The following is a 12,653-nucleotide window of genomic DNA, read 5'->3' on the forward strand; positions in this document are numbered from 1 at the left end:
TCAGGAAGGTGAGGGCGTAGTGACCTGTCAGCCCCAGCAGTTTTGCTTGCCCCAGGCCGAGCCCTTAGACGCAAGGCCGTCCTGAGGCTCGTCGGTGATGAGTTTGGTGCCGGTGTTGACGAAGGCTTTGCCCTCGGTCACAGCAGGCATGGTGCCGTCCTTGGCGAACTCGGCGAGCGCCTCCACACCGAGTGTGGCCATCTTCAGTGGGAACTGCATGGAGGTGGCGCCGATGATGCCCGCCTCGACGTTGTCCACGCCAGGACAGCCGCCATCGACGGAGACGATGACGACGTCCCTCTCCCTGTCCGCAGCCTTGAGCGCTTGGTACGCACCAGCGGCGGCCGGCTCGTTGATCGTGTAGACAAGGTTGATCGAGGGATCCTTCTGTAGCAAGTTCTCCATCGCCGTGCGGCCGCCTTCCTCCGCGCCGTCGGTCACGTCGTGCCCGACAATCCTCGGGTCGTCCTCGTCACCGATCCTGGTCTTGTCCTCGACGTCGATTCCGAATCCCTCCAGGAATCCCTGGTCGCGCTGGACGTCAACGGAGACCTGATTGGGATTGAGGTCCAGCATGGCAATCCTCGCGTGCCTGCCCTCATCGTCGAACTTCGCCCTCGCCCATTGACCAATGAGCGAGCCGGCCTTGTAGTTGTCGGTCGCGAACGTTGCGTCAACGGCGTCGGCTGGGTCGGTCGGAGTGTCGAGGGCGATGACGAGCAGGCCCTGCTGGCGAGCCCTGTCGATGGCCGGAACGATCGCCTTGGAGTCGTTCGGCGTGATCAGGAATCCTTTGGCACCGGCCGAGATGAGGTTCTCGATCGCCTGAACCTGGCTCTCGTTGTCGCCATCCTGGCGACCGGCGAATGTCTGCAGGGTGACTCCCTGCTCGCGTGCAGCCCTCTGAGCGCCCTGCTTCATCTGGACGAAGAACGGATTGGTGTCGGTCTTGGTGATCAGGCCGATGATGACCTCGTCGTCCGAGCCGCGTCCGTCATTGGCACCACAAGCGCCCAGGGTCAAAATGGTCGAGAACGCCAGGATGGCGGAAACCACCATGGCCGCAATTGTCGGGCCTCGCCACCGCTTCCTGTCCTTACCGTTGCGTGTTCGGCGCATCAGACCCTCCGCGCATCTCACCGTGGCTTCGACGTCTGACCCGCCACAGGTGACAAGGGCGCCGTGCAGGTATCGACGACGTCCTCACGCTTCACTATCGCACGCCGCAGTCCATCGAGGCTTCCACACTGACTGGATAGGGCGATAGTCATTGAGCTATCCGGAAAGCGCCCAGTCCTCGCAAACTCTGCAGGCGATCTTCACCCAACGCGAACGGTACGAAGTCAGACTCGATGGACATCGGGGGTTATTGAATTCGCGATACTAACGATCCGGATAGCACGAATGAAGCCCATGGCATCCGCGGGTAGAAGGGCCGGGCAACCTTTCTCGCGCTCTCAGCCGAGGGCGGCGAGGCCACGCTCGATCGCCTCGATGAGCCGGGGGCGCAGCTCGTTCGCCCTGATCACCGCGTCGACCGAGCCGACGTCCACGGCCCGCTGGATGCTGTGCACCCGGTCGAACCCCGCCGCGACCTCGCCGAGTTTCTCGGCCCGGACCGCCGTACGTACCTCGACCAGCTCGGTGGCCAGTGCGGCCCGCTCCGCCCCGCTCGCCTCGGCCACCCGCTTGGCCAGCGTCGAAACGCGCGGGTCGGCCGACGTACGTGCGTCCACCTCACCGGCGAACACCACCGCGGCCGCCGGCGCACCGCCGATCACGGACGCGAACGAACCCTCCACCGCCAGAACCGTGATGCGTGCGTTCAGCGCCTTGGAGAAGACCACGAACGCCCCACCGTGGTAGCGCGACACCACGCAGAACACGATCGGGCCGTCGAAGTTGACGATCGCGCGGCCGATCTCCGCGCCGTACTCGAGCTGAAGGTTCCGCATGGAGTCCGGTGAGCCGTCGAAGCCGGACAGGTTCGCCAGCACGACCAGCGGCCGGTTTCCGCTCGCCGCATTGATCGCTCTGGCCACCTTCTTCGACGAGCGCGGGAACAGCGTGCCCGAGGTGTAGGTGTCCGGCCCGTCGGTGGGTGGGAAACCCCGGCGCGGTACGGATTTGGACTCGATTCCGAGCAGACAGACGGGGTATCCGCCGAGTCTCGCGTCCTGGACGACGGCGGTGTCCGCGTCGGCCATCCCGGCCCAGCGCTCCAGCACCGGGTGGTCCTGGTCGGTCACGGACCGCATCATCGTGCGGATGTCGAAGGGCTTCTTGCGGTCCGGGTTCGTCGCGGCGGAGAAGATGTCGCCGACCGTGTGGAAATCACTGCCCGGTGCGTTGTGCGGGTAGGTCGTGACGTCCCGGTCGAGCGGATCGGTCGTCTCTGCCCGCCGCGGCCCGGACTCACCCGGGACGACGTACGTATGGTCGTAGTGCGCCATCAGCACGTCCCGGGCACTCTTCAGATCCGGGGCCCAGTACTGCGCCTGCCCGTTCGGGCCCATCACCCTGTCGTAGCCCCCGATGCCGAAGTTGTCCTCAGCGGAGACGCCGCCGGAGAAGTCCAACGACTGCTTGCCGGTGAGCACCATCGCGCTGTCCGGCGTCATCACCAGGATGCCCTTGGTGTGCATCAACATCGTCGCCTCGGCGTTCCAGTACGGCTGCGCACCGACGTTGATGCCGGCGACGACGACGTTGATCTCGCCTCCTGCCTGGGTGAACTCGACGATCCGTTTCAGCGCCCTGGCGATCCAGTCCATGTTCTCGGTGCCGGAGTCCATCGAGATCCGGGCACCGGCGGACAGCGCGAACCAGTCGACCGGCACACGCATCCGTTCGGCCAGGTCGAGTGCCGCGATGATCCGCGAGCACTCCGCCTCCGCCACCGCGCCGAGCGCCTTCGTCGGGTCGCCGCTCAGCACCACGCGGGTGATGCCCTCCGGGTAGCGCAGGGTCGGCGTACTGACCACTCCGGCGATCAGCCCCGCCTTGTTGAGACCGCGCGGCCGGTCGACTGGTACGAGCGTTCCAGCGTCGTCCAGGTCGTACTCGATGACCGAGCCGCCAGGACCGGCGATCATGTCGGTCAACTCGTACGGATAGACCATGTTGCGGCGACGTGAGCGCAGCACCTTCTGGGCGTAGTCGTCGAGCGGCTTGAGCGGCTCGGTCGCGGGTGCCTCGACAGAGGTGACAACGCCGGCACCCGGCTGGTAAGAGAACCGTGCGACGACCGGCGCCGCGGCACCGTCCGGCGCCCTGACCCGTCCCTCTGCCCGCACTTCCTCGATGCCAGCACCGGCGGTGAGCGGCGTGATGTTGGCCTGCAGAGCGGTCAGTTCGTCGACCTGGGCGTCGACGATCGGCCAGATGTGCACCCAGACGTGGTTCATGTCCAGGCGTGCGCCGGCCGTACCGCGCGCGCTGCGCGCCCGGCGAATCCCCTCCAGACAGTTCGCGATCGCACGCTCCACGTGCGGTAGGGAGGTCACCTGGCCGTCGTCGTCCCGGACGACGGCGAACTGGCGGACCTGGGCGAGCGCGACCAGCCGCTGGTCGGCGTCGTTCTCCCGCGCCACGCAGTGGTAGAGCAGCACGTCCTCGGGTGCGTCCAGCCGGGTGATCCGGAAGTCGCGGAGTCGCCACAGGTTCAGCCGCCGCCCCACCATGGGGTGGACACCACGGATGTTGTCGTCTTCGGCGACCGAGGTGCCGGCCGGCCGGTAGGTGAAGTACTCCACCGGCTGGTGGCCGCTCCGTGCGATGGCGAGGGTGACCCGGCGCACCCGCCGGGCGACCGGCAAAGCGGCGACGAGGCCGCGGAACACGTCCGAGGCGTCCTGCGGCCCCTCCGGAGTGTCCGGCCCGAAGAGGTACAGGTCGGCCACCGCCTCGTGCCCGGGCGGTCGGGCGGCGATCTGCGCGGTGAGCGCGCGGACCAGGCCGCTGTCCGGATCGGCGAGCTCGTCGATCGTGCCGACCGTGCTGACCAGGTGGGTCGGCCTGTCATCGACCGAGTAGTCGGCCGTCGCGAAGGGTCGCCCATCGACGGCGGACTCGCCCAGGTCGTGCAGCTCGTACTCGCGGTAGTGGCGGCGGATCAGCACCTCGAGCATCGGCTCGCGCTCGGTGCTCATGGACGCATTCCCCACCCCACGCTCCAACCGTTGCGCCAGGAACCGGGCGATCTGCTCCGGGATGGCAGCGAGCGCCTCGATCCGCTGCCGGCGGTCCGGCGCATCCGGATTCGCCGCGAGCGACGCGACCTCGGTGCCGACGCCGGCAAGCACTTCGGCCCTCGCCTCGTCCACCAACGGCTGGTCGAACCAGCGGAAGCGAACGCTGCGGGCCAGGTCGCCGACGACGGGGAAGCGCAGCTGGGTGGCGAGCACCAGACGGTCCAGCACGTCGTGCACCGCCTCGTCCAGCGGTGCGACCGGCCGAGGTTCGGCGATCCAGCACTGCAGCAACGCGGTGACCAACAGCACGTCCGGGATCGACCGCTGCTGCGCGAGGAAGATGCGGAACACCGCCTCCTCCAACTCGGCGCTGCGTTCCAGATCGCAGACGCCGTAGTGGCCGAGCACCCGGGCGAGTCGGATACGGAACTCCTCCGGTAGGCCGCCGCGCTCCGGATCAAGGCTCTGCAGGTAGGTGTGGAAATGCTCGCGGGGACTGTGCACCCGGTTCTCGGTGTTGATCTCCTCACCTGCGGGTCGGTTGCGGCTCAGCTCGGCGAAGTCGGAGAACACCTGCAGCAGCTCGATCTCCGCAGGCACCGGAGCCCCACCCGCAGCCGCCAACTCGGCCCGGGCCTCCAGGTAGCCGGACAGCATCTCGCCCTCGTCCCGAGGGTCGATGTCGAAACCGAGCAACATGCTGCGCAGATCGTCCAGACCGCGCTCGGCCCGCTCCGAAGCGGACAGCTCCCGAGCGCCGTCCGGCAGGTCGACCCCGACCCCGCTGTCCGCCGTGGCGTCGGCCTCCCCGCTCCCCTCGGCGACCGGCTCCAGCCGGACCAGCGGTGCGCTGGTCTCCACCTGGCTGCCGGTGGAGACCAACAGCTCGCGCACAGTGGCCTTGAACGGCGCATACAGCACCGTCTCCATCTTCATGCTCTCCAGCACGAGCACCGGCGCACCGGCGTCCACCACACTGCCCGGTTGCACGGGCGTCGCGACCACCAGGGCCGGCGCGGGCGAGCGCATGACCCCACCCTCGTCACGACTCACCCGGTGGGTGACGCCGTCCACCTCGACCAGGTGCACCGGACCGTGCGTGGCGGTGACCAGCCGGAAGCGCTGGCCGCCGATGACCAGCTGACCGGTGTAGCTGCCCAGCCGCTCCAGCTCGCCGTAGACCACGCGCAGGTCGTCACCGCTTCCGACGCCGACCCTGTACCGGCCAGGGCCGATCCGCGCGACCGTCACCCGGTACCGGACCCCGCGCAGTTTGAGGTCGATCGCCCGGCCCACCTGGTGCTGCACCTGCGGCCTGCCACCGTGCGCGGTCTCCAGCAGCCGAAGCCGCTCGACCCGCTCGGCGTCCTCGTACCCCTCGATCGCCGCCGCGACCAGCGCGACGCCGGAGTGCCGGTGCGAGACGAGTCGATCCTCACGACGGACGCGGTCGATCCAGCCGGTGTCCGCGCTGGCGTCGATCACCTCAGGTTGGTCCAGCAGTTCGAGGAGGAAGCTCTTGTTGGTGACGCCGCCCTCGATGATCACCGTGGTCGCCGCGACCGCCCGTCGCATCCGGGCGAACGACTCCTCCCGGGTCCGGCCGTACGTGATGATCTTCGCGATCATCGGGTCGAAGTCGGACGGGATGGTGTCGCCCTCACTGACGCCGGTGTCGACCCGCACACCGGGCCCGGCCGGCAGGTCGAGCAGCACGATCCGGCCAGGCGACGGGGCGAAGTCGCGATCCGGGTCTTCCGCGTACAGCCGGGCCTCGACGGCGTGCCCGGTCTCGGTCGGTCTGTCGCCTTCCAGCCGGCCGCCGGCGGCTATGCGCAGCTGCGCCTTCACCAGGTCGAGGTCGATGGTCATCTCGGTGATCGGGTGCTCCACCTGCAGCCGGGTGTTCACCTCGAGGAAGGCGAAGGCCCTGTCGCCCGGGTGGTACAAGAACTCGACTGTTCCGGCGCCGCAGTAGCCGACCGCCAGCGCGAGCCGCTCGGCCGAGGTCTTGAGCTCCTCGACCTGCCCCGCGGACAGCAAGGGGCAGGCGGACTCCTCGATCACCTTCTGGTTCCTGCGCTGCACCGAGCAGTCCCGCACACCGACCGCCCAGGCGCTGCCCTGACCGTCGCCGAGCACCTGCACCTCCACGTGGCGGGCACCGGTCACCAGCCGCTCGAGATACACCACGCCGCTGCCGAAGGCGCGCGTCGCCTCGTCACGGGTGCGGTCGTAGAACTCCTTGAGCTCGTCGGCCGACGTGATCAGGCGGATGCCACGGCCGCCGCCGCCCGCGGCCGCCTTGAGCATCACGGGGTAGCCGATCTTCTCGGCCGCCGCGAGCGCGGCGTCCAGCGACTCGACCGGGCCTCCGCTCCACTGTGCGACCGATACCCCGGCCTCCTCCGCGAGGAGCTTGGAGCCGATCTTGTCGCCCAGCTTCCTCATCGCCTCCGGCGACGGCCCGATGAACGTCACGCCGAGCCGGTCACACAGTTCAGCGAACGCCGGATCCTCGGCGACGAAGCCCCAACCGACCCATGCGGCGTCCGCCTTCGTCTCGCGCAGCGCGCGTTCGAGCACCGCGTGGTCGAGGTACGGTCGCGCCGAGGCGGGCCCCAGCGAGTAGGCGAGGTCGGCCTCCCGCACGAATGTCGCCCTCCGCTCGCCGTCGGTGTGGAGGGCGACCGTCTCGATCGGCCCGCCGCCCTCGGCGTTGAGCTCTCGGACGGCGTTGATCAGCCGCATTGCGGCCTCGCCCCGATTCACCACTGCGATACGCCTGAACACCCGACCGGCCTCCTGACTCCACCGAGCACGCCGCGGCGCCGGATCGCCGCCACCACGGGCACAGGCTTTCAGCCCGCGAGCATTACCGTCGAGTCAACCCCCCGGTCGCGGCCACGATGATCATGGATATCTGGCGGAGCGGAGACGTTCGGCCGTGATGCAGGCCCGGGCCAGGCCGGCCCTGATGTCGGGGCCCTGGAAGCCGCATTTCACCACATAGAGCTGAACGACGTTCACGAACGCGATGCCGACGATGTAGACCATCGTGTCCCTGGCGGCGCCGACGACGAGCAGCCCGGCGATGATCCAGAGTGTCAGCGCGTAGAACGTGTTGCCCGGAATCCACGAGGCGTACGTAGCGATGCCCGACACCCGTCGCGGCACGGTGGAGAGCCCGTGGTCACGGCCCCGGGACAGGGCGGTCCGCGCGAACTGTGAGCTGGCCCAGTTCGCGAGCGTCACGAGGGACATCGCGGCCGCGACGAAGAGCGGCCACCACCGTGGCTGGACGAGGAACGGCGGCAGGATCGTCACGAGCGGAAGGACCGTCCAGCTGCGCATCGCCAACTCCGCAAGGATCGCCTGGACCGTCAGCGAACCCGACCGCCACCCGGTCACCAGCGGGGTGACTCCCGCGAACAGGCTCTGGTAGTACTTCACGCCCACCAGCGTGAAGCTGAGCCCGAGCACCCCGAGCCAGACGCTTCCCACGCCCCGGGGTAGCGCGTAGTCGTCGGCGCGGAGCTGGTCGAGCAGTGGAAGCTCGTCCGAGGAGGCGCCGAACAGCTTCTGCAGCACGACGATGATCTGGTTGTCCCAGTCCAGTCCGGCGCCGCGCAGCGTCCACATGAGGACGACCGCCGACGTGATCGCGCAACATGCCGCCGACATCGTCGACCAGCCGAGCAGCCAGCGCACCCGCATGTTGCGGGTCGGGTTGCGGTAGAGGCTCTGCCGCCGCCGAACCAGCCAGAGCCGGCGCTGCCGGCTGAGCGCACCCGACAGCGGCTGGAACACGCCCGCGATCTCGTGCCACCACAGGGAGTTCCGGGCCCCGCCCTGTTCGGCACGTTCGGCCCAGACCGCCTCGAGTTCCTCTCCGAAGTAGTCGCGCAGGTCCTCATAGATCGACGTCGAATCCTCGCCACGTGTGCCGAAGATGAGCAGCCGCCGCCCGGGATCGCGGTCGGTGAGGTCCTCGATGAACCGGGCGATCAGCGGTGCCTCGGCGTAGAAGATCCCGGGAACAGTTCCGTCGAGCTCGAGGCGGCCAGCCCCCAACAGGATCAGCAGCTGGCCGAACGAGAAAAGGTCGGACGGGAGGTAGCCGGCGGCATCGGCCTTGCCGTCGGCCGCACCGGACCGGATCTCGGGCGCCACGTACGCCGCGTCCACGCCGACGTGCCCCGGCATGTTGTGCAGGTAGAGGTAGTTGACCCCGAGGTCGATCAGCTTGAGAGTTTCCCGGTCCTCGTTCGGGTCGGGCACAACGATGATGTTCGAGGGCGAGAGGTCGCAGTGGCGCAGGCCGCAGCGTTCGAGCTCCGCCAGGGCGAGGAACAACTCGTGCCCGAACTTCTCGACGAGGTCCAGGCGCAGACGTGGATGCACCGGTGCCGCCCCGTCGCCGGTCGCGTCGGTGGGGAAGAACGCGTCGAGCACGCCCGGCCGGCGCTGCTCGGCCTCGGCTTCGAGGCGCTCGGCGAGGGTCTGGCCTGGCACGAAGTCCATCAGGATCCAGCTCGTCGTACTCGCCCAGACCCACACCAGGTGGTCCACCTCGGTGTTCGGCAGCGCGTAGGTCTCGGCGTACGCCTCCGTCGCCCGGCCGAGCGTGGGAATCCGCAGGAAGGGATGGATGATGCACTTGAGGGCGAAGGGCCTCAGCTGTCCGTGCGCACGGCGACGTGGTGTCCCGGTGAGGATGAACGACGTCGTGCCATGCCGGTGGAACCCGAGTGTCGAGAAGTCGAGGTTCTCCCATTCGCGGACCGCCGCCTGGTCCGAGCCCTCATCGGGTGCGTAGAGCGTCCGCAGCGCCTCCCGCACCGCCGGCTCGCCGACGAGGGCCCGACACACGCGGTCGCAGTCGTGGGCCGGGGCTCCGCGCAGCCGTTCGCCCATGTCATGGTCGAGGGACCGGCGTTGCTCGGAATGCCGCAGCGACACCAGCGTGAGGAGGAGGACACCCAGGTAGCCGGAGAGGCTTCCCGCCGCGGGCTCGTCCGGCGCCGGCTCGTCCGGCGCCGACTCTTCCGCCGCACGGTGCGCCAGGCACCACGCTTCGAGACCCGCGATCGCGGTGTCCCAGGACGACTCGTACTGTGCCGCGAACGTTCCGCTGTCCATGGGCAGGTCGCGCAGGAGCGTGCGCCAGTGGTCGACGGTCCACTCCGTCAACGGATGGCCTCGCCGGAGTCTCCCGCCGGGCGACGCGACGGCCTCCACCGCCGCCAGCACAGTCCGGACGTCGGGGGTCATGAGCGCTCCCCGCGGTTGACCCGCGTGAACCTCGGCACCGTCCGGAAAGCCCCCGCACGCAGGGCGTCCACGTCGCCGTGGTCGAGAACGCAGTGTGCCAGTTCGTACGCCGATCGCGCCGCGAGAATGAGTCGACCTGGATCCCGTTCCAGCGGCCGGATCTGCACCGCGTCAGGAAGAGGCGCGATGTCGAGGATGTGCGGCGGACCATTCGCCGTGCGGCTCGCCACCGACAGCCGGGCACGGTCGCGCTGGTAGCCCCGGATGGCCAGGTGGTACGCCTTGCTCAGTCCGGGCCGGATCCTGTCCAGGTGCCAGCCACTCACGAGCTGGACGAGTGAGGGGGTCACCCGTCCAGGGCCGAGCGGGCGGGTGCTGAGGGACAGAATGTGCGTACAGCCGTCGTCCTCGGCCAGCCGGAACGGATGGGTGGTGAGGATGGCACCGTCGATCGCCCGCTGGCCGTGGAACTCGGCCGTCCCGCGCACGGCGACCGGCAGCCACGCACTGGCCCGCAGCGCGAGCCGCAGGTCCTCTGCCGAGCTGAACGACGAGACGGTGTGGGTCCGGATCTCGTCCACGAGCGAGATCGCCACGTGCAAAGGGATCTCGGAGCTCAGGACTGCATCGGCGTCGAGCGGGCGGAGCTTCCCGACCACCTCGTCGAAGGCGTAGTCGAGGTCGACGACGTTGCCTGAGAACCCGCGCCGGAGGTCGATGAAGTGGCCGGTGGTCAGGTCGTCCCAGTAGATCGGGAGCTGCCGCCAGCTGTCGCCGGCGTAGGAGTACGCACCGTTCAGCGCGCCCGAGGACGAACCGTAGATCGCGTCGAAGGAGTCGTGCAGGCCGAGGTCGTCCAGAGCCGTCAGCATCGCGCCGGAGACGACACCGCGCATGCCGCCGCCCTGGATCGCCAGGCCTACCTTGTGCGGGTCCTCCCGGCGACCCGGGCGGTCCTTGCGCGACCGGCGTGCGTCGAGGACCCGCAGCACGGGATGGTCAGGCGTCCAGTACTTCCCACCCATGGTGTCGGTCCCCCCGCGTGCAGAAGATCATCATCGATAGGCGGAAGCTTGCAGGTCGAAGAGCTCTGCGTACAACCCTTTGCGGCTGATCAGCTCGCTGTGGTCGCCGATTTCTGCGACGCGCCCGTCGGCGAGCACGATGATGACATCGGCCATGGTCACGGTCGAGAACCGGTGGGTGACCAGGACCGTGATCCCGCCCGCGTCGCCGGTGTCGGCCGCCGCCGCGGCGAACGACTGGAAAAGTTCATGCTCTGCCTGGGCGTCCAGAGCGGCCGTCGGCTCGTCGAGCACCAGCAGCAGCGGATGCGCACGCATCATCGACCGGGCCAGCGCGATCCGCTGCCACTGCCCCCCGGACAGGTCGGTGCCGCCCTCCCAGTCCGCGCCGAGCTGGGTCTCCGGGCCCTTCGGCAGGCCGGTGACGATCTGGTCCGCCCCCGCGCGCTGGGCGGCGGAGAGGACCTGCGCCTCGTTGACGATGTCCTCGACCTTGCCCATGCCGATCGACTCGCGGGCCAGGAACTCGAAGCGGCAGTAGTCCTGGAACGCCCCCGACGCCTGACTTCGCCACTCCCCCACGTCGATGGTGGCCAGGTCGGTCTCGTCGAGGAGAATCCGACCCGACGTGGGCGCGTAGTAGCCCAACAGCAGCTTCACCAGTGAGCTCTTGCCGGCGCCGTTCTCGCCGACCAATGCCACGACAGCACCGGAGGGCAGCTCCAACGACACGTCGTGGAGGACCGGCCTCTCGGTGCCCGGATAGCGGAACGACAGTTCTTCGAGCCGAATGGCCTTGGCGATCCGGGTTGGAGCGGGGTGGGGGTCGTCGCTCGCGCGGGCGCCGAGTTCGTTTCGTTCGTACGCCGTGAGCCAGTCCATCCGCGCGGCGACAATGAAGATGCCGGCGAGGAACTTCGTTCCGTCCACCAGCCCGGAGATGAAGCCGTGCGCCTGCCCGGCCAGGACCACGGTGAGCGCCACATCTCCTGCACTCAGCTCGCCGCTGGTCGCCCGGTTGATCACCAGCAGGACCGCGCCGAAGTACCCGACCGCGAAGAGGAGGTTGCCGGCAGCCCCCAGCAGGGTCGAGCGGAGGTACGCCGATCCCTGGATCCGGTCGGCCGACGTGACGAGCCGGCGGTGCCGGTCACGCCACTCGTCGCCGAGTCCGAACAGCCGGGTCTCGCGGGCGACCGGCAACTGCGACGCCATGCCGACGATCCGGTGGGCCATGCGTTCGGACTCGGCGGACTCCTCCGACGCGTTCTTCGTGAGCGTGTTGGAGAATCCGGCGGCGAGGAACGACGGCACCGCGAACAGCGGCAGCAGCAACAGCAGGGGTGTCTGGGCGGCAAGCAGCGCGCACACGACGACGACTTGGCAGACCTGGCCGAACATGTTCAACGCGGCGAGCAACCCGGAGCCGAGCTCGCCCGCGTTGTCGCGCAGCTGCTGCACCTCGTCGAGATGGTCCGGGCGTTCGTAGTGTTCGACGCCAGGCAACCGGACCAGCATCTCCGCGACCCGGCGCTGGACCAGGGCGTTGACCTTCTTGTCGATCGTGTAGCTGAGGTACACCTCGAGCTTCAGGGAACCCGCGGCGGCCAGCACGGCGAAGCCGGCGAACACGGCAGCCCACGCCACCATGGCCGTCTGCCCGCGCAGCGCGGCGTCCACGAGCAGCTTCGTCGCGACCGCGCCCGCGGCCGGCGAGAGGTAGTAGGTGGGCATCGTCAGACACAGCAGGAACGCCCCCACCGGATCCGCTCGGAACGCCAACGACACCATCAGCCACAGGGCGCGCAGCGTGAACGGACGCCTGTCCCGCGGGCCGGTCACCCGGCGAACCTCGCCGCCTGGAGGTGGAACAGCTCGGCGTACCTGCCACCGGCGGCAACCAGGTCGTCATGCGTACCGTCCTCGATCAGCCGGCCGGCGTCCAGGACACAGATCCGGTCGGCCTGGCGGACGGTCGAGAAGCGGTGCGAGATCACCACCGTGGTCACCTCGTCCGTGTGGTCAGGTCCCTGCTCGTCCGGGGAGACCTCCTGGAACTCATGCCGGCGCTGGTCGTCCAAGGGGCCCACGCGCTGGAACCCCCGCAGGATGCGCTCATTGAGGTCGGCTTCGGCACGGACGTCGAGGTTGGCCGCCGGCT

5 protein-coding genes and 1 pseudogene are annotated in these 12,653 nt (G+C 68.9%); all 6 read right to left on the reverse strand.

Features of this window, described 5'->3' with window-relative positions; translation table 11 throughout:
• Positions 1 to 27 precede the first annotated feature (27 nt).
• Positions 28 to 1,059, reverse strand: a complete 1,032-nt coding sequence (locus ABN034_RS15840; RefSeq protein WP_349691766.1) for a sugar ABC transporter substrate-binding protein — start codon at positions 1,057 to 1,059, stop codon at positions 28 to 30.
• Positions 1,060 to 1,457: 398 nt separating this feature from the next.
• Positions 1,458 to 6,986 carry an ATP-binding protein gene (locus tag ABN034_RS15845; RefSeq protein ID WP_349691767.1) on the reverse strand — a complete coding sequence of 1,843 codons (5,529 nt, stop codon included), beginning with the start codon at positions 6,984 to 6,986 and terminating at the stop codon, positions 1,458 to 1,460.
• Between the two features lie 120 nt (positions 6,987 to 7,106).
• Positions 7,107 to 9,467 (reverse strand): protein kinase family protein, encoded by a 2,361-nt coding sequence (locus tag ABN034_RS15850; RefSeq protein ID WP_349691768.1) that lies wholly within the window; start codon positions 9,465 to 9,467, stop codon positions 7,107 to 7,109.
• Positions 9,464 to 10,492, reverse strand: a complete 1,029-nt coding sequence (locus ABN034_RS15855; RefSeq protein ID WP_349691769.1) for a patatin-like phospholipase family protein — start codon at positions 10,490 to 10,492, stop codon at positions 9,464 to 9,466. The genes ABN034_RS15850 and ABN034_RS15855 overlap by 4 nt, the downstream gene beginning before the upstream one ends.
• A 30-nt stretch (positions 10,493 to 10,522) precedes the next feature.
• Entirely contained in the window at positions 10,523 to 12,334 is a 1,812-nt protein-coding gene (locus ABN034_RS15860; RefSeq protein ID WP_349691770.1) for an ABC transporter ATP-binding protein, read from the reverse strand.
• Positions 12,331 to 12,510 (reverse strand): annotated as a pseudogene (locus ABN034_RS34430) (hypothetical protein); the annotation flags it as partial. The gene ABN034_RS15860 and the pseudogene ABN034_RS34430, both read right to left, overlap by 4 nt.
• Positions 12,511 to 12,653: the final 143 nt, after the last annotated feature.

Source organism: Actinopolymorpha sp. B11F2 (assembly GCF_040195635.1).
Taxonomy (GTDB): Bacteria; Actinomycetota; Actinomycetes; order Propionibacteriales; family Actinopolymorphaceae; genus Thermasporomyces.

What these genes read in the sequence shown, in the direction of transcription:
- ABN034_RS15855 (WP_349691769.1), bottom strand. Translation starts at nt 10,492, where the DNA reads ATGGGTGGGAAGTACTGGACGCCTGACCATCCCGTGCTGCGGGTCCTC.
- ABN034_RS15850 (WP_349691768.1), bottom strand. Translation starts at nt 9,467, where the DNA reads ATGACCCCCGACGTCCGGACTGTGCTGGCGGCGGTGGAGGCCGTCGCG.
- ABN034_RS15840 (WP_349691766.1), bottom strand. Translation starts at nt 1,059, where the DNA reads ATGGTGGTTTCCGCCATCCTGGCGTTCTCGACCATTTTGACCCTGGGC.